General features: G+C 56.3%; 25 protein-coding genes. 19 read left to right on the top strand and 6 right to left on the bottom strand.

Annotated features, from left to right (window positions below; all coding sequences use genetic code 11):
* Positions 1 to 21: 21 nt before the first annotated feature.
* The 12 genes from tap to HWQ15_RS21920 all read left to right on the top strand — a co-directional run bounded on the left by tap (position 22) and on the right by HWQ15_RS21920 (position 12,388).
* Positions 22 to 1,623: a methyl-accepting chemotaxis protein IV gene (gene tap, locus HWQ15_RS21975; protein WP_063215903.1), complete on the top strand. Its 1,602-nt coding sequence runs from the start codon at positions 22 to 24 to the stop codon at positions 1,621 to 1,623.
* A gap of 19 nt (positions 1,624 to 1,642) precedes the next feature.
* Entirely contained in the window at positions 1,643 to 2,509 is an 867-nt protein-coding gene (gene cheR, locus HWQ15_RS21970; protein WP_017384409.1) for a protein-glutamate O-methyltransferase CheR, read from the top strand.
* Positions 2,506 to 3,555 carry a chemotaxis response regulator protein-glutamate methylesterase gene (locus HWQ15_RS21965; RefSeq protein WP_014884341.1) on the top strand — a complete coding sequence of 350 codons (1,050 nt, stop codon included), beginning with the start codon at positions 2,506 to 2,508 and terminating at the stop codon, positions 3,553 to 3,555. The genes cheR and HWQ15_RS21965 overlap by 4 nt, the downstream gene beginning before the upstream one ends.
* Positions 3,556 to 3,572: 17 nt before the next feature.
* Positions 3,573 to 3,962 (top strand): chemotaxis response regulator CheY, encoded by a 390-nt coding sequence (cheY, locus tag HWQ15_RS21960; protein WP_000763862.1) that lies wholly within the window; start codon positions 3,573 to 3,575, stop codon positions 3,960 to 3,962.
* A 10-nt stretch (positions 3,963 to 3,972) separates the two neighbouring features.
* Entirely contained in the window at positions 3,973 to 4,617 is a 645-nt protein-coding gene (cheZ, locus tag HWQ15_RS21955) for a protein phosphatase CheZ (RefSeq protein ID WP_022648501.1), read from the top strand.
* Positions 4,618 to 4,766: 149 nt separating this feature from the next.
* Positions 4,767 to 5,915: a flagellar biosynthesis protein FlhB gene (gene flhB, locus HWQ15_RS21950; RefSeq protein WP_022648500.1), complete on the top strand. Its 1,149-nt coding sequence runs from the start codon at positions 4,767 to 4,769 to the stop codon at positions 5,913 to 5,915.
* Entirely contained in the window at positions 5,908 to 7,986 is a 2,079-nt protein-coding gene (gene flhA / locus HWQ15_RS21945) for a flagellar biosynthesis protein FlhA (protein ID WP_003859723.1), read from the top strand. The genes flhB and flhA overlap by 8 nt, the downstream gene beginning before the upstream one ends.
* Positions 7,986 to 8,378: a flagellar protein FlhE gene (locus HWQ15_RS21940; RefSeq protein WP_063148568.1), complete on the top strand. Its 393-nt coding sequence runs from the start codon at positions 7,986 to 7,988 to the stop codon at positions 8,376 to 8,378. Before flhA ends, HWQ15_RS21940 begins: the two co-directional genes overlap by 1 nt.
* Before the next feature lie 261 nt (positions 8,379 to 8,639).
* Positions 8,640 to 10,223 (top strand): MFS transporter, encoded by a 1,584-nt coding sequence (locus tag HWQ15_RS21935; protein WP_022648498.1) that lies wholly within the window; start codon positions 8,640 to 8,642, stop codon positions 10,221 to 10,223.
* A 4-nt stretch (positions 10,224 to 10,227) separates the two neighbouring features.
* The gene (locus HWQ15_RS21930) at positions 10,228 to 11,367 is read left to right on the top strand and encodes a glycoside hydrolase family 105 protein (protein ID WP_063215909.1); all 1,140 of its coding nucleotides are present in this window, start codon (positions 10,228 to 10,230) and stop codon (positions 11,365 to 11,367) included.
* 244 nt (positions 11,368 to 11,611) lie between these two features.
* Positions 11,612 to 11,902, top strand: coding sequence for a hypothetical protein (locus tag HWQ15_RS21925; protein ID WP_022648496.1), 291 nt, complete (start codon positions 11,612 to 11,614; stop codon positions 11,900 to 11,902).
* A gap of 45 nt (positions 11,903 to 11,947) precedes the next feature.
* On the top strand, positions 11,948 to 12,388 hold the full coding sequence (locus tag HWQ15_RS21920) for a DUF3421 domain-containing protein (protein WP_063215904.1): 441 nt from the start codon (positions 11,948 to 11,950) through the stop codon (positions 12,386 to 12,388).
* Between the two features lie 45 nt (positions 12,389 to 12,433).
* On the opposite strand, the gene argS is transcribed toward HWQ15_RS21920, so the two are convergent.
* Positions 12,434 to 14,167, bottom strand: a complete 1,734-nt coding sequence (argS, locus tag HWQ15_RS21915; RefSeq protein WP_022648494.1) for an arginine--tRNA ligase — start codon at positions 14,165 to 14,167, stop codon at positions 12,434 to 12,436.
* A 238-nt stretch (positions 14,168 to 14,405) separates the two neighbouring features.
* On the opposite strand from argS, the gene HWQ15_RS21910 reads away from it, so the two are divergent.
* Together HWQ15_RS21910 and cutC are read left to right on the top strand one after the other, a co-directional pair.
* Positions 14,406 to 14,966, top strand: a complete 561-nt coding sequence (locus HWQ15_RS21910; protein WP_063148569.1) for a VOC family protein — start codon at positions 14,406 to 14,408, stop codon at positions 14,964 to 14,966.
* 78 nt (positions 14,967 to 15,044) lie between these two features.
* The gene (cutC, locus tag HWQ15_RS21905) at positions 15,045 to 15,788 is read left to right on the top strand and encodes a copper homeostasis protein CutC (protein WP_032622415.1); all 744 of its coding nucleotides are present in this window, start codon (positions 15,045 to 15,047) and stop codon (positions 15,786 to 15,788) included.
* A gap of 260 nt (positions 15,789 to 16,048) precedes the next feature.
* Here cutC and cmoB read toward each other — a convergent pair whose 3' ends face one another.
* Genes cmoB through HWQ15_RS21880 form a run of 5 tightly spaced genes read right to left on the bottom strand, consistent with a single transcriptional unit; the run spans position 16,049 to position 19,629 of the window.
* A complete protein-coding gene (cmoB, locus tag HWQ15_RS21900; RefSeq protein WP_015570275.1) occupies positions 16,049 to 17,020 on the bottom strand; it encodes a tRNA 5-methoxyuridine(34)/uridine 5-oxyacetic acid(34) synthase CmoB in 972 nt (323 codons plus the stop codon).
* On the bottom strand, positions 17,017 to 17,760 hold the full coding sequence (gene cmoA / locus HWQ15_RS21895; RefSeq protein ID WP_003859735.1) for a carboxy-S-adenosyl-L-methionine synthase CmoA: 744 nt from the start codon (positions 17,758 to 17,760) through the stop codon (positions 17,017 to 17,019). The genes cmoB and cmoA overlap by 4 nt, the downstream gene beginning before the upstream one ends.
* 40 nt (positions 17,761 to 17,800) lie before the next feature.
* The gene (locus HWQ15_RS21890; protein WP_003859737.1) at positions 17,801 to 18,196 is read right to left on the bottom strand and encodes an MAPEG family protein; all 396 of its coding nucleotides are present in this window, start codon (positions 18,194 to 18,196) and stop codon (positions 17,801 to 17,803) included.
* A gap of 51 nt (positions 18,197 to 18,247) precedes the next feature.
* Positions 18,248 to 19,066 (bottom strand): DUF72 domain-containing protein, encoded by an 819-nt coding sequence (locus tag HWQ15_RS21885; RefSeq protein WP_063148571.1) that lies wholly within the window; start codon positions 19,064 to 19,066, stop codon positions 18,248 to 18,250.
* Complete coding sequence (locus HWQ15_RS21880) at positions 19,063 to 19,629, bottom strand: hydrolase (protein WP_023300447.1); 567 nt, start codon at positions 19,627 to 19,629, stop codon at positions 19,063 to 19,065. Before HWQ15_RS21880 ends, HWQ15_RS21885 begins: the two co-directional genes overlap by 4 nt.
* Positions 19,630 to 19,892: 263 nt before the next feature.
* On the opposite strand from HWQ15_RS21880, the gene aspS reads away from it, so the two are divergent.
* The 5 genes from aspS to ruvA all read left to right on the top strand — a co-directional run bounded on the left by aspS (position 19,893) and on the right by ruvA (position 24,129).
* Positions 19,893 to 21,665, top strand: coding sequence for an aspartate--tRNA ligase (gene aspS, locus HWQ15_RS21875; protein WP_063215905.1), 1,773 nt, complete (start codon positions 19,893 to 19,895; stop codon positions 21,663 to 21,665).
* A 1-nt stretch (position 21,666) separates the two neighbouring features.
* Positions 21,667 to 22,110, top strand: a complete 444-nt coding sequence (gene nudB / locus HWQ15_RS21870; protein ID WP_023300445.1) for a dihydroneopterin triphosphate diphosphatase — start codon at positions 21,667 to 21,669, stop codon at positions 22,108 to 22,110.
* A 27-nt stretch (positions 22,111 to 22,137) separates the two neighbouring features.
* Positions 22,138 to 22,878, top strand: coding sequence for a YebC/PmpR family DNA-binding transcriptional regulator (locus tag HWQ15_RS21865; protein ID WP_003859747.1), 741 nt, complete (start codon positions 22,138 to 22,140; stop codon positions 22,876 to 22,878).
* 34 nt (positions 22,879 to 22,912) lie between these two features.
* A complete protein-coding gene (gene ruvC, locus HWQ15_RS21860; RefSeq protein ID WP_014884319.1) occupies positions 22,913 to 23,434 on the top strand; it encodes a crossover junction endodeoxyribonuclease RuvC in 522 nt (173 codons plus the stop codon).
* Positions 23,435 to 23,514: 80 nt separating this feature from the next.
* Positions 23,515 to 24,129 carry a Holliday junction branch migration protein RuvA gene (ruvA, locus tag HWQ15_RS21855; RefSeq protein ID WP_022648487.1) on the top strand — a complete coding sequence of 205 codons (615 nt, stop codon included), beginning with the start codon at positions 23,515 to 23,517 and terminating at the stop codon, positions 24,127 to 24,129.
* The last annotated feature ends 7 nt before the right edge of the window (positions 24,130 to 24,136 follow it).

Genomic DNA, 24,136 nt, shown 5'->3' with positions numbered 1-24,136 from the left:
TGCCGCTTGATGGGAGCGTGGATGTTAAATCGTATTCGTATCTCGACCACACTGTTTTTGATTCTGATCCTGTGTGGGGTTTTGCAGGTTGGCAGTAACGGGTTGTCTTTCTGGGCGTTTCGCGATGGCTATCAGAATTTGCAGGAAGTTGAGACGAGTAATCAGCAGCGCTCCGCACTGGCACAAACGCGTGCCGTGCTGTTACAGGCAAGCACTGCGCTGAACAAAGCAGGGACGTTAACCGCGCTGAGCTATCCGCCGGATGATACTAAGGCGCTGATGGTCGTGGCCCGCAGCAGCCTGAAGCAGGCCGACGCGCAGTTTAAGACGTTTACGGCGCAGGAGGCGGTGAGTGAGAAAGAGAAAACGCTGAAGGTCGCCATGAAAAAGAACTTTGATGTGTGGTACGGCGATCTCGACCATCAGGCGACGTGGCTGGAAAACAACCAGCTTTCTGACTTCCTGACCGCGCCGGTGCAGGCGTCTCAGGCGGCATTTGACGACAGCTTTAACGCATGGCAGCAGGATATTAACCAGTTTGTGGCGCGTGCCGGTGCGGACAGCCGTACCAGCTACCGCATGTCAGGGGTGATTTTCCTGACCATGGTGATCCTGGCCGCCCTGCTGACCGGCGGCTCGCTGTGGTGGTCGCGCAAAATGATCGTCCAGCCGCTGGCGATCGTCAGCAGCCACTTCGACAGTATGGCGAAGGGCGACCTGGCGCGTCCGGTGGCCGTGTATGGCAGGAATGAAATATCAGCGATTTTCGCCAGCCTGAAGGCGATGCAGAGTTCGCTGCGGGAAACGGTAAGCAACGTTCGTCAGGGCAGTTACGCCATGCATACCGGGATCTCCGAGATTGCGGCAGGCAATAACGACCTCTCATCCCGCACCGAACAGCAGGCGGCATCGCTGGCGCAGACGGCGGCCAGCATGGAGCAACTGACCGCGACGGTAAGCCAGAACGCCGATAACGCGCGTCAGGCGTCCGACTTGTCAAAACAGGCGGCGATGACGGCGAAACGTGGGGGCGACCAGGCTTCTCACGTCGCCAGCACGATGCAGCAGATTGCCGCCAGCTCGCAGAAAATTGGCGACATTATCAGCGTCATCGACGGTATCGCGTTCCAGACCAATATTCTGGCGCTGAACGCGGCCGTTGAAGCAGCGCGTGCCGGAGAGCAGGGGCGCGGGTTCGCGGTGGTTGCCGGTGAAGTCCGAAACCTCGCCAGTCGCAGCGCCAACGCGGCGAAAGAGATCAAAGGGCTGATAGAAGAGTCGGTCTCCCGCGTTCAGCAGGGCTCCGCGCTGGTGGATACCGCCGCGCAGACCATGCACGAGATTGTCACCTCCGTGACGCGGGTTAACGACATTATGGGCGAGATTGCCTCGGCGTCTGATGAACAACGCCGTGGTATTGAGCAGGTGGCGCAGGCCGTTACACAGATGGATCAGGTTACGCAGCAGAACGCCTCACTGGTGGAAGAGGCGGCGGCGGCTACCGATCAGCTGGCAAACCAGGCGGATCACCTTACCGGGTTGGTCGCCGTATTTAATGTGAAAGAGCACGTTGAAGCAGTAACAGAAGTCGGACGGTCACAGGCCGTACCCGTTGTATCCTGAATGTGATTGAGAAGGCGCTATGACATCACCCATGCCCTCAGGGCAAACGTCATTATTGTTGCAGATGACACAGCGCCTCGCGCTGTCCGACGCGCATTTTCGTCGGATATGTCAGTTAATCTACCAGCGTGCGGGGATCGTGCTTGCGGACCATAAGCGAGACATGGTCTACAACCGGCTGGTGCGGCGCTTGCGCACGCTGGGGCTGGATGATTTTGGCCGCTATCTGAGCATGCTCGAAGCGAACCAGAACAGCGCCGAATGGCAGGCATTTATCAACTCATTAACCACCAACCTGACCGCGTTTTTCCGCGAGGCGCATCACTTCCCGGTGCTGGCGGAACACGCCCGTCGCCGTAGCGGAGAGTATCGCGTCTGGAGCGCGGCAGCCTCTACCGGGGAAGAGCCGTACTCGCTGGCCATCACCCTTGCAGACACCCTGGGAATGGCGCCGGGCCGCTGGAAAGTGTACGCCAGCGACATCGACACCGAAGTGCTGGAAAAAGCCCGTAACGGCGTTTATCGCCAGGATGAACTAAAAACGCTGTCTCCTCAGCAGCTACAGCGTTACTTCATGCGCGGTACCGGCCCGCATGAAGGACTGGTGCGCGTACGCCAGGAGCTGGCGAACTGCGTGGAATTTGCTCCCGTTAATTTACTGGATAAGCAGTACAACGTGCCGGGGCCATTCGACGCCATTTTTTGCCGTAACGTGATGATCTATTTTGATAAAACGACGCAACAGGACATTCTGCGTCGCTTTGTTCCGTTGCTCAAGCCTGACGGTTTACTGTTTGCCGGGCACTCGGAAAACTTCAGCAACCTCGTGCGTGAGTTTAGCCTGCGTGGGCAAACGGTTTATGCGCTGAGTAAGGAAAAAGCATGAGTAAAATCAGGGTATTGTCTGTCGATGATTCTGCGCTGATGCGTCAGATCATGACCGAAATCATCAATAGCCACAGCGATATGGAGATGGTGGCAACAGCGCCCGATCCGCTGGTCGCGCGGGATTTAATCAAAAAATATAACCCCGACGTGCTGACGCTGGATGTCGAAATGCCACGCATGGATGGCATCGATTTCCTGGAAAAATTAATGCGCCTGCGCCCGATGCCGGTGGTGATGGTGTCATCTCTGACCGGTAAAGGTTCAGAAATCACCCTGCGCGCGCTGGAGCTGGGGGCGGTGGATTTTGTCACCAAGCCGCAGCTCGGCATTCGCGAGGGGATGCTGGCGTACAGCGAGATGATCGCCGAGAAAATCCGTACCGCGTCGCGCGCAAAACTGGCGGCCCACAAGCCGATGGCCGCGCCGGCAACCCTGAAGGCCGGACCGTTACTCAGCTCGGAAAAACTGCTGGTCATTGGGGCGTCAACCGGAGGAACAGAGGCAATTCGCCATGTACTCCAGCCATTGCCGCTCTCAAGCCCGGGTATCCTGATTACGCAACATATGCCGCCGGGGTTTACCCGCTCATTCGCGGAGCGCCTGAATAAGCTGTGCCAGATCAGCGTGAAAGAGGCGGAAGACGGCGAGCGCGTGCTGCCAGGTCACGCGTATATCGCCCCGGGTGACAAACATATGGAGCTGGCGCGCAGCGGGGCGAACTATCAAATCAAAATTCATGACGGGCCGCCGGTTAACCGGCACCGTCCGTCGGTGGATGTGCTGTTTCATTCGGTGGCGAAACATGCGGGGCGCAACGCCGTGGGGGTGATCCTGACGGGGATGGGCAACGACGGCGCCGCCGGAATGCTCGCGATGCACCAGGCTGGCGCCTGGACGATTGCGCAGAATGAAGCAAGTTGTGTGGTGTTCGGCATGCCGCGCGAGGCCATCAATATGGGTGGCGTAAGCGAAGTGGTCGATCTTAGCCAGGTAAGCCAGCAGATGCTGGCGAAAATCAGTGCCGGACAGGCAATACGTATTTGACTCAGGAGTATTATTTTATGGCGGATAAAGAGCTTAAGTTTTTGGTTGTGGATGACTTTTCCACCATGCGTCGCATTGTGCGCAACCTGCTAAAAGAGCTAGGCTTCAACAACGTTGAAGAAGCAGAAGACGGGGTGGATGCGCTGAACAAACTCCAGGCTGGCGGGTTTGGTTTTGTGATTTCCGACTGGAACATGCCGAACATGGACGGTCTCGAACTGCTGAAAACCATCCGCGCGGATGCAGGCATGGCCTCTCTGCCGGTGCTGATGGTGACCGCAGAAGCGAAGAAAGAGAACATTATTGCCGCTGCACAGGCGGGCGCAAGCGGCTACGTGGTGAAGCCATTCACCGCGGCGACTCTGGAAGAGAAGCTCGGGAAGATCTTCGAGAAACTCGGCATGTGAGGTGATGGAAATGTTGCAACCTGCTATGAAACCCGTTGAAGAACATTCGCCGAGCGACATTATTGCCCGTATTGGTAGCCTGACCCGCATGCTGCGCGACAGCCTCCGTGAGCTGGGGCTGGACCAGGCTATCGCCGAAGCGGCGGAAGCCATCCCCGACGCGCGCGACCGTCTGGACTACGTGGTGCAGATGACCGCGCAGGCGGCCGAGCGAGCGCTGAACAGCGTTGAGGCGTCACAGCCGCACCAGGATGCGATGGAGAAGGGGGCGAAAGCGCTGACCCAACGCTGGGATGAGTGGTTTGAGAACCCCATTGAGCTGGCGGATGCCCGCGAACTGGTAACGGACACCCGTCAGTTCCTGGGCGATGTGCCAGGGCACACCAGCTTCACCAATGCGCAACTGCTGGACATCATGATGGCGCAGGATTTCCAGGACCTCACCGGCCAGGTGATCAAGCGCATGATGGATGTGATTCAGGAGATTGAACGTCAGCTGTTGATGGTGCTGCTGGAAAATATTCCGGAACCGGCTGCCCGTCCGAAACGCGAGAACGAAAGCTTGCTCAATGGTCCACAGCTTGACACCAGCAAAGCGGGCGTGGTGGCAAGCCAGGATCAGGTGGACGATCTGCTGGACAGTCTTGGTTTCTGATTGCCCTTCTGCCTCAGGCTGTGAACGCGGCCTGAGGTTGTTCAGAACAAAAACAGCGAAAAGAGCCCGAATAAACGGGCTTTTCCCGCCATTGGATTTTCTCTGCGCTGGCATGATACCCGTGAATTAATGGGCTGCGAGCAGGCACAGTGGCAGAAGAGAACGACGACAAAACAGAAGCCCCCACACCCCACCGACTTGAAAAAGCCCGTGAGGATGGGCAGATCCCCCGATCCCGAGAGCTGACCTCCCTGCTGATCCTGGTGGTGGGCGTCTGCATAATCTGGTGGGGCGGGGAGATGCTTGCCCGCAGACTGGCGGGAATGCTCTCTGCTGGCTTACGTTTTGATCACAGCATGGTCAATGACCCCAATCTGATCCTCATTCAGATCATCAACCTGGTAAAAAGCGCCATGATCGCTCTGCTGCCATTGATTGCCGGGGTGGTCATCGTGGCTCTTGTTTCGCCGGTCATGCTCGGTGGCCTGGTGTTCAGCGGTAAATCGCTGCAACCGAAATTCTCCAAGCTCAACCCGCTACCCGGTATTGCGAAAATGTTTTCAGCTCAAACCGGGGCTGAGCTTCTTAAAGCGATCCTGAAATCGCTTCTTATGGGCAGTGCTGCCGGGTTTTTTCTGTGGCACCACTGGCCGGAGATGATGCGTCTGATCAGTGAATCCCCCATGACGGCGATGAAGAATGCCCTGAACCTGGTCGGATTAGGCTCGCTGCTGGTGGTTCTCAGCATTATTCCGATGGTGGCGTTCGACGTTATCTTCCAGATCTTTTCCCATATCAAGAAGCTGCGAATGTCGCGTCAGGATATTCGCGATGAATATAAACAGATGGAAGGCGACCCGCACGTCAAGGGCCGTATCCGCCAGATGCAACGTGCTGCCGCGCGTCGTCGCATGATGGAAGATGTGCCGAAAGCCGATGTGATTGTCACTAACCCGACCCACTACTCCGTGGCGCTTCAGTACGACGAAAACAAAATGAGCGCACCGAAAGTAGTGGCGAAAGGGGCCGGGCTGATTGCGCTGCGCATTCGTGAAATCGCGACGGAAAACCGCGTACCGATCCTTGAAGCACCGCCATTAGCCCGTGCGCTGTATCGCCACGCGGAAATTGGACAACAGATCCCGGGCCAGCTCTACGCCGCTGTCGCAGAGGTGCTGGCCTGGGTGTGGCAACTGAAACGCTGGCGTTTAGCGGGCGGTCAACGACCTGTAAAACCTGAGAACCTTCCGGTGCCTGAAGCACTGGATTTTTTGAACGAGAAGGACACTGATGGCTAATCTGGTGGCAATGTTGCGCCTGCCCGGCAACCTGAAATCGACGCAATGGCAGATCCTTGCCGGACCGATTCTGATCCTGCTAATTCTGTCGATGATGGTGCTGCCGTTACCGGCATTTATCCTCGACCTGCTTTTCACCTTCAACATTGCGTTGTCCATCATGGTGCTGCTGGTGGCGATGTTCACCCAGCGCACGCTGGAGTTCGCCGCGTTTCCAACGATCCTGCTGTTCACCACGCTGCTGCGCCTCGCGCTGAACGTTGCCTCCACGCGTATCATCCTGATGGAAGGGCACACCGGCGCGGCGGCGGCGGGCAAGGTGGTCGAAGCCTTCGGTCACTTCCTGGTGGGCGGCAACTTCGCCATCGGTATCGTGGTGTTCGTCATTCTGGTGATTATCAACTTCATGGTTATCACTAAAGGGGCGGGGCGTATCGCAGAAGTGGGCGCGCGCTTCGTGCTCGACGGGATGCCGGGCAAGCAGATGGCAATCGACGCCGACCTGAATGCCGGGCTGATTGCGGAAGATGAAGCAAAAAAACGCCGTGCCGAAGTGACCCAGGAGGCAGATTTCTACGGCTCCATGGACGGTGCGAGTAAGTTTGTGCGCGGTGACGCCATCGCGGGCATTCTGATCATGGTGATTAACGTCGTCGGCGGCCTGCTCGTCGGCGTGCTGCAACACGGCATGGACATGGGCCACGCAGCGGAAAGCTATACGCTGCTGACCATTGGTGATGGTCTGGTGGCGCAGATCCCGGCACTGGTGATCTCCACCGCGGCGGGGGTGATTGTGACCCGCGTCAGCACCGATCAGGATGTAGGCGAGCAGATGGTGGGGCAGTTGTTCAGCAACCCGCGCGTTATGCTGCTCTCCGCGGCGGTACTGGGCCTGCTTGGTATGGTGCCGGGCATGCCAAACCTGGTATTCCTGCTGTTCACTGCCGCGCTGCTGGGCCTTGCCTGGTGGATGCGTGGCCGCGAAACGCAGCCTAAGGCAGAGCCAGCGCCGGTCAAAATGCCTGAGAACACCCAGGCGGTGGAAGCCACCTGGAACGACGTTCAGCTCGAAGATTCGCTGGGGATGGAAGTGGGGTACCGCCTTATCCCGATGGTGGATTTCCAGCAGGATGGCGAACTGCTTGGCCGTATCCGCAGCATTCGTAAAAAATTCGCCCAGGACATGGGCTTCCTGCCGCCGGTGGTGCATATCCGGGACAATATGGATCTCCCGCCCGCACGCTACCGCATCCTGATGAAAGGGGTGGAAATCGGCAGCGGTGATGCGTACCCTGGCCGCTGGCTGGCGATTAACCCGGGCACGGCCGCAGGCACGTTGCCGGGTGAGCAGACGACCGACCCGGCCTTTGGTCTGGCGGCCATCTGGATTGAGAGCGCCCTGAAAGAGCAGGCGCAGATCCAGGGTTACACGGTTGTTGAGGCCAGTACCGTGGTCGCGACGCACCTCAACCATCTGATTGGCCAGTTCTCCGCGGAACTGTTTGGACGTCAGGAGGCGCAGCAGCTGCTTGACCGCGTAACGCAGGAGATGCCAAAGCTAACCGAAGATTTGGTGCCGGGCGTGCTTACCTTAACCACCCTGCACAAAGTGCTGCAAAATCTGCTTGATGAGAAGGTGCCGATCCGCGATATGCGCACCATTCTGGAAACACTGGCCGAGCATGCGCCGCTCCAGAGCGATCCACATGAGCTGACGGCGGTGGTGCGCGTGGCGCTCGGGCGCGCCATAACCCAGCAATGGTTCCCGGGAACAGGCGAAGTGCAGGTGATTGGCCTGGACACGCCGCTGGAACGTCTGCTGCTTCAGGCCCTACAGGGCGGTGGCGGGCTGGAGCCGGGTCTGGCGGACAGATTGCTGGCGCAAACCCAGGAGGCGCTGGCGCGTCAGGAGATGCTGGGCGCGCCGCCGGTGCTGCTGGTGAATCATGCGCTGCGTCCGCTGCTGTCGCGCTTCCTGCGCCGGAGCCTGAACCAGCTGGTGGTGCTGTCGAATATGGAGCTGTCCGATAACCGCAATATTCGCATGACGGCGACCATAGGAGGGAAATAATGCGTAAGTGGCTGTGGATCTTATTTTTCCCGCTGGCGGTGCAGGCCGCAGGCGAGGGGGCATGGCAGGCCAGCAGTATCGGCTTAACGCTCAACCATCGGGGGGAGTCGATCTCCTCCCGTCCGCTGTCAGCCTCTGAGACCGTCTCCGGGCAGATGACGCTGGTGGCCTGGAATTACACCCTGACGGGACCCACACCGGCCGGGTTGCGGGTGCGGCTGTGCTCGCTGACCCGCTGCGCGGAAATCGAGGGCCAAAGTGGCATCACCCAGGCCTTCAACGGGGTGTCTGCTCAGGAACCTTTACGCTTTATCTGGGAAGTGTCAGGCGGCGGACGCCTGATCCCGGCGCTGAAGGTTCAGCGCAACGAGGTGCTCGTCAACTACCGCTAACTGCCCGCCTTTTCGCCAGTCTTCAGGCATTTCTGAAGGCTGGCTCGCAAAATTGACCTTCCCTTTTGATACAAAAGAAACGCTGTTTTATAAATCAGTGACACGCGTATTGACACTCTTTGCATTTTTGCCATTCACCACCCTGTGATGGCAGAAACAGAAAGGTTTCACCAGGTCGATACTTTTACTGTAGCCGTGTAAAAGCTCCCGGACGAGGTTTGCTTACAGGGAGTCTCCCAAAACTGATTAGGGTTGACGGCAATGAAAACACGTAAAATTGGACTCGCAAATTATCTTGCTTACGGTTCAGGGGACTTCCTCGGAGCGGGGACTACCGCCCTGACGGCCGCCTGGCTTTTGTATTTTTATACGACCTTCTGTGGACTCACACCGATTGAAGCAACCTTTATCTTCGCCGCCGCAAGGGTGCTGGATGCGGTTGTCAGTCCGTTAATGGGCTTTTTAACCGATAATTTTGGTACCACCTGGCTGGGTAAGCGTTTTGGCCGGCGTAAGTTCTTCATCCTGCTCGGTATTCCCTGCGTTTTCAGCTACTCGCTGATGTGGGTAGGGGACATGAGTTTCTGGTATTACCTCCTGACGTATCTGATCTTTGATATTGTTTACACCATGATTCTGGTGCCGTATGAAACGCTGGTGCCGGAAATGACTGACGATTTCAAACAAAAAACCAAATTCTCCGGGGCGCGTATCTCCATGGCCCAGATGTCCGCCATTCTGGCCTCCTTCCTGCCGGGGATCCTGCTCACGCATTTCGGCAAAGACAACGCGATCTCCTTCTTCTATGCAAGCCTGGTCTTCTCTGTACTCTGCGCGCTGATGCTTACTTTCGTCTGGTTCTTCACCTGGGAGCGTCCGCGGGAAGAGTGGTCTGAAGCAGCCCTGCGCGCTGAAGAAGAGAAGAAAAAGCTGACCCTGGGACAGAGCCTGAACCGTCTTTTTGTCGAATTAAGTTCGACGCTGCGTATCAAGATTTTCCGCCAGCATCTGGGCATGTATCTCGGCGGCTATATTGCCCAGGATGTGTTCAACGCCGTATTCACCTATTACGTGGTGTTTGTGCTGATGCAGGAAGCATCCATGGCGTCCAACCTGCTGGGCACGATGGCCATCTTCCAGTTCCTCGCCGTGATTGGCATGATCCCGCTGTGCATTCGCTTCGGGCCTGCGCCGTCTTACCGCATGGTGGTCGTGCTGTTTGGCCTGGCCTCGCTCTCTTACGCGGTGCTTTATTACGCGGGCCTGAGCGACGTTTACGCTCTGCTGCTGCTGATCTCTGCGGTTGCCGGTCTTGGCCGCGGGGGTATCAACTACGTACCGTGGAATACCTACACCTATATTGCTGACGTGGACGAAGTGATCACCGGTCAGCGTCGCGAAGGGATCTTCGCGGGCATCATGACGCTGACCCGTAAAGCGTCCCAGGCCGGTGCGGTAATGCTGGTGGGGATCGTGATGCAGATGTCTGGCTTTGTCAGCGGTCAAAAAGTGCAGCCTGCGGAAGTGAGCCACACTATCCTGATGATCCTGAGCGTCGGCACCATTCTGGTACTGTTCTGCGGCTTCCTGGTCTCCCTGCGCTTCAAACTCAATTTGCAGACCCACAGCACCCTGCGTGAAGAGACCGCGAAAATGCGCGAGTCCGGCCATGCGATGCCGGAGGCGGCGACCCCGCAGGCCCGCGCCACCGTGGAGATGCTGGCCGGTATGCCGTATGAATCCCTGTGGGGCAACAACAATATCGGTTACCTGAATCGCAACAAGCCGGCGGCCCCTTCACTGAAGGATCGTGCGGTACTGAATTCGACATACAACAGAGGTTAAGATGATGAAAGTTTGGCCTGTCAAACATAGCCCGTTACTGCGTCAGCCTGAGCGCTTTATCGCCAGGGATGAACTGAAATCGCTGATTCAAAAGGTGACGCATAATCTGGTCAATATCCACGACAAAACGGGTGAGTTTTTGCTGCGGCTGGACGACGGGCGCGTGATCGACACCAAAGGCTGGGCCGGATGGGAATGGACGCACGGCGTTGGTTTGTACGGTATCTGGCAGTATTACTGCCAGACCGGTGACGCAGGCATGCGCGAGATTATCGACAGCTGGTTTAATGACCGTTTCGCAGAAGGCGCAACCACCAAAAACGTGAATACCATGTCGCCGTTCCTGACGCTGGCGTATCGCTACGAAGAGACCAAAAACCCGGCCTGGCTGCCGTGGCTGGAAAGCTGGGCGGAATGGGCGATGAATGAGATGCCGCGCACCGAACATGGCGGCATGCAGCACATCACACTGGCGGAAGAGAACCATCAGCAGATGTGGGATGACACGCTGATGATGACGGTGCTGCCGCTGGCGAAAATCGGCAAACTGCTTAACAAGCCGGAGTACGTCGAGGAGGCGATCTATCAGTTCCTGCTCCACGTACAGAACCTGATGGATCGTGAGACGGGGCTGTGGTTCCACGGCTGGAATTACGACGGCAATCACAACTTTGCCCGGGCCCGCTGGGCGCGCGGCAACAGCTGGTTGACCATCGTGATCCCGGATTTCCTCGAACTGGTGGATCTGCCAGAAAACAATGCCGTTCGTCGCTATCTGGTGCAGGTGCTAAATGCGCAGATCGCCGCACTGGAAAAATGTCAGGATGAGAGTGGATTGTGGCATACGCTGCTGGACGATCCTGATTCTTATCTGGAGGCGTCGGCCACGGCAGGGTTTGCCTACGGCATTCTGAAAGCCGTGCGCAAGCGGTATGCCGGCGCAGAGTATGCAGAGGTGGCGGAGAAAGCGATCCGCGGTATCGTGCAAAACATCTCGCCGGAAGGGGAACTGCTGCAAACGTCCTTCGGGACGGGGATGGGCAGCGATCTGGCGTTTTACCGCCAGATACCGCTGACCTCGATGCCGTATGGACAGGCAATGGCGATTTTGTGCCTGACGGAATATTTACGTAAATATTTTTAATACCTGAATAATAATCTCATTACTGCAAAGCCTCTTTTAGAAGAGGCTTTTTTTATAATGGCACCGGGAAAATACCTTACGCCATCAATATCAGGCGTGTTATATATTGATGGAGTGAATACTAGGCTGGAAATACATTACGCTTAGTATTAAATCGTGATTTTCTTCACAAAACACAATCCGTATTTATCCTATTTTTTATCTGCGTTAAGATTCTTCTAATATTCATACAAGGAGTGATGCAATGGAAAATACAATGGGCGGTATTATCGTTAACCCTGCTGTAAATATGCATGCCGATAAAATGTCTGATGAACATATCAATATGTTCGACACGGTTTTCAAGGATATTGATGGTGCGGGTTATTTCCCACTACTGTATGTCGGAAGCCAGCTTGTGGCTGGCCAGTTCCATACCTTTATTGCGCTTCGCCGTTTTATCCATGCGGAAGGCCCGGAAAAATCACTGGTTAAGGTGATTATTTTTCAAAGCCTGAATAATGACTTTGCCATTCATTCAATTTCTGAGTTTTAATGATTTTAACTACGGATAATTATTTAGACTGAAAAGGACATCATTATGTGGAAATCAGCGAAAAGAGATGAGTTTATCCCATTGGACGCGCCTGTAGCAGGTTATGAAATAGGTGTACCTGGTATCAAAGGACCTTCTCCATTGTTTATTATTCGCGCAAAAGTGAATGGTGGGATTCATCCGGGGAAATGGGTGTTCGGCAATACGGCATGGGTCCCATGGGGAGGAAGAGAGCACTTTTGTAATGAATTTGAAGTTTACGTGGGCGCTTTAAAATGGGTAGACGTTAAGGAAAAACATTTCCCACCGAATATGGTTGAGGCGGGACATGAAGCCAATGGCACTAAGCTCTACGTTGCCCGCGCAAAATTCGATAACGGTCTCTTTGTGGGTAAAGCTGGAAGTCACCTCAGCAGAGGTTGCTGCATCGGCTATAACGGCAGAGAGTATGAATTAGATACCTTCCAGGTACTCGTTCACGACTGATGGCGTTCATTTATAAAAAAACCCGGCAACCGCCGGGTTTCTTTTTTACATACGTTCTATGGTTTCGATACCCAGGGTATCCAGACCCAGTTTCAGGGTCTTCGCCGTCAGCTGCGCCAGCTTCAGGCGGCTGTTACGCACCGCTTCGCTCTCGGCGGTCAGGATAGGGCAGTGTTCGTAGAAGCCAGAGAACAGACCGGCCAGATCGTAAAGGTAAGCACACATAACGTGCGGCGTACCGTCGCGCGCGACCACAGAGAGCGTCTCTTCGAACTGAAGCAGGCGGGCAGCCAGCTGTGCTTCACGGTCTTCGGTAAGGGTCACCGTGGCGTTCGCCAGCACGCTTTCGTCAATACTGGCTTTACGGAAGACGGAGAGTACGCGGGTGTAAGCGTACTGCATGTATGGCGCCGTGTTGCCTTCAAACGCCAGCATGTTGTCCCAGTCGAAGATATAGTCGGTGGTACGGTTCTTGGAGAGATCCGCGTATTTTACCGCACCGATCCCAACCGCGTTAGCCAGTTTCTCCAGCTCGTCAGCAGGCATATCCGGGTTCTTCTCGGCCACCAGGCGACGGGCGCGTTCCAGCGCTTCATCCAGCAGATCGGAGAGCTTCACGGTGCCGCCCGCACGGGTTTTGAACGGCTTACCGTCTTTACCCAGCATCATGCCGAACATGTGGTGTTCCAGCGGCACGGAATCCGGCACATAACCCGCTTTACGCACGATAGTCCACGCCTGCATCAGGTGCTGGTGCTGACGGGAGTCGATGTAATACAGCACGCGGTCCGCATGCAGGGTTTCGTAACGGTATTTTGCACAGGCGATATCGGTGGTGGTGTAGAGGTAGCCGCCATCCTTTTTCTGGACGATCACGCCCATCGGTTCGCCTTCCTTGTTTTTATACTCATCAAGGAATACTACCGTTGCGCCTTCGCTTTCCACCGCCAGGTTTTTGGCTTTCAGGTCCGCCACAATGCCCGGCAGCATCGGGTTATACAGGCTTTCACCCATTACGTCGTCGCGGGTCAGGGTCACGTTCAGACGGTTATAGGTAAGCTGGTTCTGGGACATGGTGATGTCCACCAGCTTGCGCCACATCTCGAGGAAGTACGGATCGCCGCCTTGAAGTTTCACCACGTAGCTGCGCGCGCGCTCGGCAAAGGCTTCGTCTTCGTCGTAGTGTTTTTTGGCTTCACGGTAGAAACCTTCCAGGTCTGCCAGCGCCATTTCGCCTGCGTTTTCCTGCTGCTGTTTTTCCAGATATGCGATCAGCATACCGAACTGCGTGCCCCAGTCGCCTACGTGGTTAGCGCGGATCACCTTGTGACCGAGGAACTCCAGGGTACGCACGGCCGCATCACCAATGATGGTGGAGCGCAGGTGACCGACGTGCATCTCCTTCGCCACGTTTGGCGCGGAGTAGTCAACCACCACGGTCTGCGCTTCTGGCTGAGCCACGCCCAGACGGTCAGATTTCAGCGCCGCGTCAACGTGGCTTGCCAGGAACGCAGGCTCAAGGAAAATGTTGATAAAGCCCGGACCGGCGATTTCGGTTTTGCTGGCGATGCCGTTGAGATCCAGATGCGTCAGTACCTGCTCAGCGAGCTGTCGCGGCGGCATGCCCAGTTTTTTAGCCACTGCCATCACGCCATTAGCCTGATAGTCGCCAAACTGTACTTTCGCTGACTGACGAACCTGTGGTTCGCAATCCGCAGGCGCACCTGCGGCAATCAGTGCCTGACTGACTTTTTCTGAGAGAAGAGCCTGAATATTCACCTGGATACCTTACGTTTTTGATGCGGGTAAAAAACACCCACACCAGTTTAAGAATTTAGGGCGGGAGTATACTGCAAATGCCCTCGGGCGTCAGCCCTGCGGGGGGCGAAGATCGCTCAGAATCCAGGCGAAGACGGTATGCATAATCATGCAGTCGAAAAAACCGTGATTATGCGGTTGGTCGACAGAGGGCAACAGAGTAAATTAGCGGCTTTGCGACACGAAACGAGACTGACCTATGGCGAACTGGCACACCATTGACGAACTGCATGATATTTCCGCAGATTTACCGCGCTTCACCCAGGCGTTCACAGAACTTGCCACCCGTCTCCGGCTGGATATCGCGCCGCTTGAGGCCGATCACATCTCTTTGCGCTGCCACCAGAATGCCACCGCAGAACGCTGGCGGCGTGGCTTTGAACAGTGCGGTGAACTGCTGTCAGAGAATATCATTAACGGTCGCCCGATTTGCCTGTTCAAACTTCACGCGCCGGTTACGGTGGCGCACTGGCAATTCACCGTTGTGGAACTGCCCTGGCCAGGAGAAAAGCGTTATCCGCACGAAGGCTGGGAGCATATCGAAATTGTTCTGCCTGGGGAGCCCGAGACGCTGAACGCCCGTGCGCTGGCGCTGCTTTCCGACGAGGGGTTAAGCCAGCCGGGTATTTTCGTCAAAACCAGCTCGCCAAAAGGTGAGCGCGAACGCTTACCGAACCCTACGCTTGCCGTAACGGACGGCAACGTGACGGTGAAATTCCATCCCTGGACTATTGAGCAGATCGTCGCCAGCGAAGCGTAAGCACTGTGAGCGTCGATCCAGACACGAATCGGGCAACGTGCCACGATGGTACGTTGAGTGAAATTTAAGGAGGATGACATGGCGCTGCTGGAAATTTGTTGTTACAGCGTGGAGTGTGCCGTCACTGCGCAACGGCAGGGGGCCGATCGCATCGAGCTTTGCGCGGCACCGAAAGAAGGGGGATTAACCCCGTCCTTTGGCGTGCTGAAATCAGCCCGTCAGGCCATCACCATTCCGGTGCACCCGATTATTCGCCCGCGCGGCGGTGATTTTTGTTATACGGCGGGTGAGTTCAGTGCCATGCTTGAGGATATCGCCCTCGTCCGTGATTCCGGTTTTCCGGGCCTGGTGATCGGTGTGCTGGACGAAGACGGAAACATCGATCTTTCGCGTATGCGCCAGGTCATGCGTGCAGCCCAGGGAATGGCGGTCACTTTTCATCGTGCGTTCGATATGTGTCAGGATCCGATACAAGCCTTTGATACGCTGGCAGAACTGGGCGTGGCGCGCGTTCTGACGTCGGGCCAGCAGCCCTCGGCTGAAAAAGGACTGAAATTAATTACGGAACTAAAAGTACATTCCGGTGTTCCAATAATCATGGCGGGCGCAGGAGTACGCGCCAGCAATCTGGAACTGTTTTTAAACGCAGGGGTGGAAGAGCTACACAGCTCGGCGGGTAAATGGATACCTTCACCCATGCGTTATCGCAATACAGGGTTGTCAATGTCGACGGATGCTGAAGCGGATGAGTACTCGCGCTACGGTGTGGATGGAGAGTCGGTTGCGGAAATGAAATCGCTGATTGAACGTCATCACGTGTAGCAACGTACCGATTTTTACCGCGCATCATGTCGCCCAATATGATGCTTGCTTGTACCAGGCCCCTGCAAATTACACAGGGGCCTTTTTTTCTCCTTCATATTTCAAGCCGCAGCCGCGTTGGCCGCCTCGCTCACCCCGGTCACTTACTGATGTAAGCTCCCGGGGATTCGCTGCGTTGCCGCCTTGCTGCAACTTGAACTATTTTGGAGAAAACGTGCGACGCGTAGGCCGGGTAAGGCGCAGCCGCCACCCGGCACAAACTACGGCTTGGTCGCAATCAATACCGCACGCATCGGGGCCGGATAGCCTTCGATGGTTTTACTGTGATCGTCCGGGTCGAGGAACTGCTCCAGCGATTCGGTGATCATCCAGTCGGTGCGGCGCTGTTCCTCAACCGACGTCACGCACACATCGGCGATGCGTACATCGACAAACCCACATTTCTCCAGCCAGTTCTTCAGCGCCAGCGCGGAAGGGATGAAGTAAACGTTGCGCATCTGCGCATAGCGATCGCCTGGCACCAGAACGGCATGTTCATCCCCTTCGATGACCAGCGTTTCCAGCACCAGCTCACCGCCGCTGACCAGCTGATCTTTCAGTTGCCAGAGATGCTCCAGCGGGGAACGACGGTGGTACAGCACGCCCATCGAGAACACGGTATCAAAGGCTTTCAGAGCAGGGAGTTGCTCGATACCCAGCGGCAGCAGGTGCGCGCGCTGGTCGTTACCCAGCAGCTTACGCACCGCTTCAAACTGGCACAGGAACAGCTGCATCGGATCGATACCGACGGCCAGATGCGCGCCTGCGCCGATCATGCGCCACATGTGATAGCCGCTACCGCAGCCCACGTCCAGAATAGTGCGCCCGGTCAGGTCGGATAAATGCGGCAGAACGCGATCCCACTTCCAGTCTGAGCGCCATTCGGTATTGATGTTCACGCCGTACAGCGAGAACGGCCCTTTGCGCCACGGCATCAGGTTACGCATCAGCGTTTCGATGCGGTTGATCTGCCCAGCCGGGAGCGGCTCTTCGCTCTCCGCCGTCACGCTGTGCAGTAAATCCAGACGATGAGGCGTCAGTTCAGGCAGAAACTCCACGGCGTTGGACCACTGCTTCAACAGACCATGCTGCTGATCGCGCTGCCAGGTGGCAATTTGCGCAGGCAGGGTTTCCAGCCAGTGGGATAGGTGGTTTTTGGCAATCAGCTGATAGAAATTACCGAACTCGATCATGCTGCGTCTCCGGCTTTCAGCGCCACCAGAGAACCAAAATTAAAGCACTGGAACCACAGTTCGCTGTGTTCGAATCCGGCTTTGCGCAGGCGCGCTTTGTGGGTTTCAACGGAATCCGTCAGCATGACGTTTTCAAGCATGCTGCGCTTCTGGCTGATCTCCAGCTCGCTGTAGCCGTTTGCACGCTTGAAATCATGGTGCATATTGAACAGCAATTCGCCCACGCTGGCGTCTTCAAAGCTGAATTTCTCAGACAACACCAGCGCGCCGCCCGGGTTCAGACCCTGATAAATTTTATCCAGCAACCGCTGACGATCGTCCGGCACCAGGAACTGAAGGGTAAAGTTCAGTACCACCATCGAGGCGTTCTGGATGTCGATATCGCGGATATCGCCTTCCACCACCTCCACAGGCGTAGGGGCTTTATACGCGTCAATGTGGCGACGGCAGCGTTCAACCATGGCCGGTGAGTTATCGACAGCCACAATCTTGCAGCCTTCGTGATGAACGTTACGACGAATGGACAGCGTTGCCGCTCCCAGCGAACAGCCCAGGTCATAGACCTGCGTGCCGGGTTGAACGAAACGCTCCGCCAGCATGCCGATCATGGAGATGATATTGGAATAACCGGGAACAGAGCGCTGGATCATATCCGGGAAGACTTCGGCTACCCGTTCATCAAAGGTCCAGTCGCCCAGGCTGGCGATAGGCGCGGAAAAAAGCGTGTCGCGATCTGACATAACGTAAAAATCCGGGAAAAATAAAGGGGCATATTGTGCGCTAATGGAAGGAGAAAACCAACTCCCACGGCATATACCAAAGGTTAGCCAGCACCATCAGCAAAAGCGAGCACCAGGTCGCGCTCATGCCGGAACGACGCCAGCGGATCAGGCGGTGGTGAAAACCATAATAATGCATCAAACGACCTGCAATCAGCAGCAGCCCACAGACGTGCACCATCCAGGTTTCAGCGCCATCCATCTCCATTAACAGCAGTAAAATTAACGCGACGGGAATGTACTCGACCGCGTTGCCGTGGATCCGGATTGCGCTTTGCAGCTCAGAAAAGCCCCCGTCACCGTAGGAGACGCGGTACTGCATTCTCAGGCGCACAACATCAAATGAAAATTTAATCAGCAGTAATGCACCTAACACCGCATACAGCGCGCTGACCATACTAACTCCCTGTTTTTGGCAGATGGCACGTCTCTATGATAGGGGGTGATTTCAGAAAAGAGAAGATTGTTGTGGGATGGACGGCGCGGGGCCAACCGACGGAACCGCCTGCTGCAAGGCCTGCCAGAGAGCAGCGACCAGTTCAGGTGCCTGGGCAATATCCGGCGTATGTAAAAACAGGTACGGGGTGGTGGTTTGCTCCCATTTCGCGAGCGTTTGCAGCCAGACGGCGAACATCTCCTCATTCTGTTGCATGTTATCGCTGCCGATAAACCGGACCATCGGGTTCTGCGCGGTAACAATGGCGTGAACCGGTACTTTCGGTTTTTTGCGCTGGGCATCAACAACGGCTTCGCTGTGCGGGATTGCGCTGTGCACGGGGCGGCTGTCGAGGATCACGCGGTTGACCGATCGTTCATGCAGGCCGCGATTCAGCGCTTTCTCCGCGTCGCCTTTGGCAAAGAAATCTGGATGCCTCACCTCCACACCGTACGTGAAATCGTGGGGCAGGGCGTCGAGAAACTGCCAGAGGGCTTGTAGATCGCGCGGGCCGAACGTGGCGGGAAGCTGGAGCCAGTACTGGCCAACACGGTTTGCCAGGGGCGACATCCGGGTGAAAAACTCGTGGGTTAAATCATCGCAGTTTCGCAGTGCGGCGTTGTGGGAGATGGTTGCCGGAAATTTGAAGCAAAAGCGGAAATCGTCGGTGGTTTGCTCGCGCCAGAGCTCGACGATCTCCGTGCGTGGCAGAGCGTACAGCGTGGTATTGCCCTCCACGCAGTTAAAGTGTCGGGCATACTCTTCAAGGCCAGTAATACCCAGGCGCACCCATTTCGGGTGCGACCACTGGGGCAAACCCACGTACATCATAGCGCGCTGAGGATCTCATCCGTGCTGCGCACGCGACCAATACGCGGGAAGATATGGGTCATGCTGCCCTGATGCTGATCCGCAGAGGCTGCGCTGCACGCATCTTCCGCTATCACCAGATTAAAGCCCAGCTCCCAGGCGTTACGGGCGGTGGATTCCACACCGATGTTGGTGGAGATCCCGCACAGAATAATAGTGTCTATCCCGCGACGGCGCAGCTGGAGCTCCAGGTCAGTGCCATAGAATGCGCCCCACTGGCGTTTGGTGACTTCTACATCGCTGTCGCGTTTACCGAGCGAGACCGGGTATGTCCACCAGTTGTCCGGCAGCGCATGCGCCGGGGCCTGAGCATCAACTGGCTGCTTTAGCGCTTCGGCGAAATCAGTGGACCAGCCGACGCGCACCATGACGACAGGCGCACCGCTGGCCCGGCATTTTTCCGCCAGACGCGCAGCACGGCTTACAACATCGTCAGCGGTGTGTGGACCACCGGCAAAAGGCAGGATCCCTTCCTGTAAATCAATGACCACAAGGGCGGTTTTGGTGGCATCAAGCGTTAACATTGTCACTCCAGTAAAATTAATTGCTTTTTTACACCTTACGACGGGATGGCCTGTTATCGGTCGGATAATTTTGTTAATTTTTGTGAGAATAGACAATAAGAGCACAGCAAACACGCGTCAGGCCGTGCTTCGCTCTTATCGTGCGGCAGAATTTCCAGTATAATAGCCGCCTTTTTTCATCCAGTTGTGACATACAGAAAGCTGCGACATCGTAGCCTGTAAGACAGGCGACAATCAGCCTGCGGCTAATTAAGGGATATCTCATGCGTACAGAATATTGCGGGCAGCTGCGTCAGTCCCACGTCGGGCAGCAGGTCACCCTGTGTGGTTGGGTCAATCGTCGTCGCGATCTTGGTAGCCTTATCTTTATTGATATGCGTGACCGCGAAGGTATCGTTCAGGTGTTCTTCGATCCGGATCGCGCTGATGCGTTGAAGCTGGCCTCTGAGCTGCGTAATGAGTTCTGCATTCAGGTGACGGGCACCGTGCGTGCGCGTGACGAGAAAAACATCAACGCCGATATGGCGACCGGTGCTATCGAAGTGCTGGCGTCCGATCTGGTGATTATCAATCGCGCAGAAGCGTTGCCGCTGGACTCCAACCACGTCAACACAGAAGAAGCGCGTCTTAAATACCGCTACCTGGATCTGCGTCGCCCGGAGATGGCTCAGCGCCTGAAAACCCGTGCGAAAATCACCAGCCTGGTGCGTCGCTTTATGGATGACCACGGTTTCCTCGATATCGAAACCCCGATGCTGACCAAAGCCACGCCGGAAGGCGCGCGCGATTACCTGGTGCCATCCCGCGTCCATAAAGGCAAATTCTATGCGCTGCCGCAGTCACCACAGCTGTTCAAACAGCTGCTGATGATGTCAGGCTTCGACCGCTACTATCAGATCGTGAAATGCTTCCGCGATGAAGATCTGCGTGCAGATCGTCAGCCAGAATTTACCCAGATCGATGTGGAAACCTCCTTCATGACCGCCGAGCAGGTGCGTGAGGTGATGGAAGCCCTGGTGCGTAGCCTGTGGAACGACGTGAAAGGCGTTGAGCTGGGCGATTTCCCAATCATGACCTTCGCGGAAGCCGAGCGTCGCTACGGCTCCGACAAACCAGACCTGCGTAACCCGATGGAGCTGGTGGACGTGGCAGACCTGGTGAAAGCCGTTGAGTTTGCGGTCTTTGCTGGTCCGGCTAACGATCCGAAAGGCCGCGTGGCTGCCCTGCGCGTACCGGGCGGTGCTGCCCTGAGCCGTAAGCAGATTGACGACTACGGCAACTTCATCAAGATCTACGGTGCGAAAGGTCTGGCCTATATTAAAGTAACCGAGCGTGCTAAAGGTCTGGAAGGCATTACCAGCCCTGTTACGAAATTCCTGAATGCGGACATCGTGGAAGCTATTCTGGAGCGCACCGGCGCGCAGGACGGCGACATGATCTTCTTCGGCGCAGACAACAAGAAAGTCGTTGCGGATGCGATGGGCGCGCTGCGTCTGAAGCTCGGCAAAGACCTGAACCTGACCGATGAAAGCAAATGGGCGCCGCTGTGGGTGATCGACTTCCCGATGTTTGAAGACGACGGTGAAGGCGGCCTGACCGCGATGCACCACCCGTTCACCTCGCCAAAAGACATGACGGCGGCGGAACTGAAGGCTGCACCGGAAGATGCGGTAGCGAATGCCTACGATATGGTTATCAACGGCTACGAAGTGGGCGGAGGCTCCGTGCGTATTCACAGCGGTGAAATGCAGCAGACCGTGTTCGGCATTCTGGGCATTAACGAGCAGGAGCAGCGCGAGAAGTTTGGCTTCCTGCTGGACGCCCTGAAATACGGTACGCCTCCGCACGCGGGTCTGGCCTTTGGTCTTGACCGTCTGACCATGCTGCTGACCGGCACCGACAACATCCGTGATGTTATCGCCTTCCCGAAAACCACCGCAGCGGCGTGTCTGATGACTGAAGCGCCAAGCTTTGCCAACCCGGCCGCGCTGGCTGAGCTGGGCATTGAGGTGGTGAAGAAGGAAGAGAAAAACTGATATGGCATATAAGCGTCCCGTTTCGGTTCTGGTGGTCATTTATGCAGAAGACTCGAAGCGGGTGCTGATGTTGCAGCGGCGCGACGATCCTGATTTCTGGCAGTCGGTTACCGGCAGTCTGGAAGAGGGGGAGTCCGCGCCGCAGGCCGCCGCGCGTGAAGTAAAGGAAGAGGTCGCCATTGACGTTGCTCGCGAGCAACTGACCCTGAAGGACTGTCAGCGCACGGTGGAGTTTGAAATTTTTAGCCATTTACGTCATCGCTATGCACCGGGAATTGAGCGCAATACGGAATCGTGGTTCTGCCTTGCGCTTCCCCATGAGCGGGAGATCGTGTTCACGGAACACCTGACCTACCGCTGGGTGGATGCGGCGGATGCCGCCGCACTGACCAAGTCATGGAGCAACCGGCAGGCGATAGAAGAATTTGTAATTAACGCTGCCTGAGAAGGCGCGATTTTTGGAGAACTTTTTATGGCAGGTCATAGTAAGTGGGCCAACACCAAACACCGTAAAGCGGCACAGGATGCCAAACGCGGTAAAATCTTTACCAAAATCATTCGTGAGCTGGTAACAGCGGCGCGTCTGGGTGGCGGCGATCCGGCCTCTAACCCACGTCTGCGCGCGGCGGTGGATAAAGCCCTGTCCAACAACATGACGCGAGACACCCTGAACCGTGCAATCGCACGTGGCGTGGGCGGTGATGAAGACGCGAACATGGAAACCATCATTTATGAAGGTTACGGTCCTGGCGGTACGGCGGTGATGGTAGAGTGCTTGTCCGACAACCGTAACCGTACCGTTGCGGAAGTGCGCCACGCGTTCACCAAAACCGGTGGTAACCTGGGCACTGACGGTTCCGTTGCTTACCTGTTCAGCAAAAAAGGCGTCATCTCCTTCGAGAAAGGCGACGAAGATGCGATCATGGAAGCGGCGCTGGAAGCCGGTGCGGAAGACGTAGTGACCTACGACGACGGCGCTATCGATGTCTACACCGCATGGGAAGAGATGGGTGCCGTGCGCGATGCGCTGGAAGCGGCAGGTCTGAAAGCGGATAACGCTGAAGTGTCCATGATCCCTTCCACAAAAGCGGACATGGATGCAGAAACCGCACCGAAACTGCTGCGTCTGATCGACATGCTCGAAGACTGCGACGACGTGCAGGAAGTGTATCACAACGGTGAAATCTCTGATGAGGTTGCAGCGACTCTCTGATGAGAGCCTGTAAACCGTTTACGGGAGACGCGTGATGTCGATTATCCTCGGGATTGACCCCGGCTCACGCGTCACCGGTTATGGCGTTATCCGTCAGGTGGGACGCCAGCTAACCTACCTCGGCAGCGGCTGTATTCGTACCAAAGTGGACGATCTGCCGTCGCGCCTGAAGCTCATTTATGCGGGCGTGTCGGAGATCATCACCCAGTTTCAGCCGGACTTTTTCGCCATCGAGCAGGTCTTTATGGCGAAGAACGCTGACTCGGCGTTAAAGCTCGGGCAGGCGCGCGGCGTGGCGATAGTTGCCGCCGTGAACCAGGACCTGCCAGTGTTTGAATACGCGGCCCGTCAGGTTAAGCAGACGGTGGTGGGCATAGGTAGCGCGGAGAAAAGCCAGGTGCAGCACATGGTGCGTACCCTGCTGAAGCTCCCGGCGAACCCGCAGGCCGACGCCGCCGATGCGCTGGCCATTGCGATTACCCACTGCCACGTCAGCCAGAACGCGATGCAAATGAGCGAGTCGAGGCTCAATCTGGCGCGAGGCAGATTACGATAATGACAAATCAGGCTGGATGTTTATCCAGCCTTTTTTTATTATGTCGGCAGTTAATTTCATCCAGAACGCAGGAGCGTCACGTGATAGGCAGACTCAGAGGCATCATCATTGAAAAACAACCCCCGTTAGTGCTGCTGGAAGTGGGTGGCGTGGGCTATGAAGTCCATATGCCGATGACCTGCTTCTACGAGTTGCCGGAGGCGGGCAAAGAGGCGGTTGTCTTTACCCAGTTTGTGGTGCGTGAAGACGCTCAGCTGCTGTACGGATTCAATAACAAACAGGAACGCACCCTGTTCCGCGAATTAATTAAAACCAACGGCGTCGGGCCCAAGCTGGCGCTGGCGATTCTGTCCGGTATGTCAGCGCCACAGTTTGTGAATGCCGTTGAGCGCGAAGATCCGGCTGCGTTAATTAAACTTCCGGGCATCGGCAAGAAAACCGCCGAGCGCCTGATTGTCGAGATGAAGGACCGCTTTAAAGGTCTGCATGGCGATCTGTTCACTCCGGCAGCCGATCTGGTGCTGACTTCACCGGGCGGGCCAGCGACGGATGATGATGCCGAGCAGGAAGCGGTTGCCGCGCTGGTGGCGCTGGGCTATAAACCTCAGGAGGCCAGCCGTATGGTGAGTAAAGTTGCCAAACCGGATGCCAGCAGTGAAACTCTGATTCGTGAAGCGCTGCGCGCTGCATTGTGAGGTAAAG

The sequence above is a fragment of the Enterobacter sp. DSM 30060 genome, assembly GCF_013375955.1.
In the GTDB taxonomy this organism is placed as follows: domain Bacteria; phylum Pseudomonadota; class Gammaproteobacteria; order Enterobacterales; family Enterobacteriaceae; genus Enterobacter; species Enterobacter intestinihominis.
The sequence above is the reverse complement of the archived record's forward strand: the minus strand, read 5'-3'. Positions and strand labels throughout refer to the sequence as shown.

What these genes read in the sequence shown, in the direction of transcription:
- HWQ15_RS21880 (WP_023300447.1), bottom strand. Translation starts at nt 19,629, where the DNA reads ATGTTAACGCTTGATGCCACCAAAACCGCCCTTGTGGTCATTGATTTA.
- cheY (WP_000763862.1), top strand. Translation starts at nt 3,573, where the DNA reads ATGGCGGATAAAGAGCTTAAGTTTTTGGTTGTGGATGACTTTTCCACC.
- HWQ15_RS21930 (WP_063215909.1), top strand. Translation starts at nt 10,228, where the DNA reads ATGAAAGTTTGGCCTGTCAAACATAGCCCGTTACTGCGTCAGCCTGAG.
- HWQ15_RS21965 (WP_014884341.1), top strand. Translation starts at nt 2,506, where the DNA reads ATGAGTAAAATCAGGGTATTGTCTGTCGATGATTCTGCGCTGATGCGT.
- HWQ15_RS21925 (WP_022648496.1), top strand. Translation starts at nt 11,612, where the DNA reads ATGGAAAATACAATGGGCGGTATTATCGTTAACCCTGCTGTAAATATG.
- ruvC (WP_014884319.1), top strand. Translation starts at nt 22,913, where the DNA reads ATGTCGATTATCCTCGGGATTGACCCCGGCTCACGCGTCACCGGTTAT.
- HWQ15_RS21865 (WP_003859747.1), top strand. Translation starts at nt 22,138, where the DNA reads ATGGCAGGTCATAGTAAGTGGGCCAACACCAAACACCGTAAAGCGGCA.
- HWQ15_RS21935 (WP_022648498.1), top strand. Translation starts at nt 8,640, where the DNA reads ATGAAAACACGTAAAATTGGACTCGCAAATTATCTTGCTTACGGTTCA.
- flhA (WP_003859723.1), top strand. Translation starts at nt 5,908, where the DNA reads ATGGCTAATCTGGTGGCAATGTTGCGCCTGCCCGGCAACCTGAAATCG.
- HWQ15_RS21885 (WP_063148571.1), bottom strand. Translation starts at nt 19,066, where the DNA reads ATGATGTACGTGGGTTTGCCCCAGTGGTCGCACCCGAAATGGGTGCGC.
- HWQ15_RS21940 (WP_063148568.1), top strand. Translation starts at nt 7,986, where the DNA reads ATGCGTAAGTGGCTGTGGATCTTATTTTTCCCGCTGGCGGTGCAGGCC.
- cmoA (WP_003859735.1), bottom strand. Translation starts at nt 17,760, where the DNA reads ATGTCAGATCGCGACACGCTTTTTTCCGCGCCTATCGCCAGCCTGGGC.
- aspS (WP_063215905.1), top strand. Translation starts at nt 19,893, where the DNA reads ATGCGTACAGAATATTGCGGGCAGCTGCGTCAGTCCCACGTCGGGCAG.
- cheR (WP_017384409.1), top strand. Translation starts at nt 1,643, where the DNA reads ATGACATCACCCATGCCCTCAGGGCAAACGTCATTATTGTTGCAGATG.
- cmoB (WP_015570275.1), bottom strand. Translation starts at nt 17,020, where the DNA reads ATGATCGAGTTCGGTAATTTCTATCAGCTGATTGCCAAAAACCACCTA.
- cheZ (WP_022648501.1), top strand. Translation starts at nt 3,973, where the DNA reads ATGTTGCAACCTGCTATGAAACCCGTTGAAGAACATTCGCCGAGCGAC.
- HWQ15_RS21910 (WP_063148569.1), top strand. Translation starts at nt 14,406, where the DNA reads ATGGCGAACTGGCACACCATTGACGAACTGCATGATATTTCCGCAGAT.
- HWQ15_RS21890 (WP_003859737.1), bottom strand. Translation starts at nt 18,196, where the DNA reads ATGGTCAGCGCGCTGTATGCGGTGTTAGGTGCATTACTGCTGATTAAA.
- tap (WP_063215903.1), top strand. Translation starts at nt 22, where the DNA reads ATGTTAAATCGTATTCGTATCTCGACCACACTGTTTTTGATTCTGATC.
- nudB (WP_023300445.1), top strand. Translation starts at nt 21,667, where the DNA reads ATGGCATATAAGCGTCCCGTTTCGGTTCTGGTGGTCATTTATGCAGAA.
- cutC (WP_032622415.1), top strand. Translation starts at nt 15,045, where the DNA reads ATGGCGCTGCTGGAAATTTGTTGTTACAGCGTGGAGTGTGCCGTCACT.
- HWQ15_RS21920 (WP_063215904.1), top strand. Translation starts at nt 11,948, where the DNA reads ATGTGGAAATCAGCGAAAAGAGATGAGTTTATCCCATTGGACGCGCCT.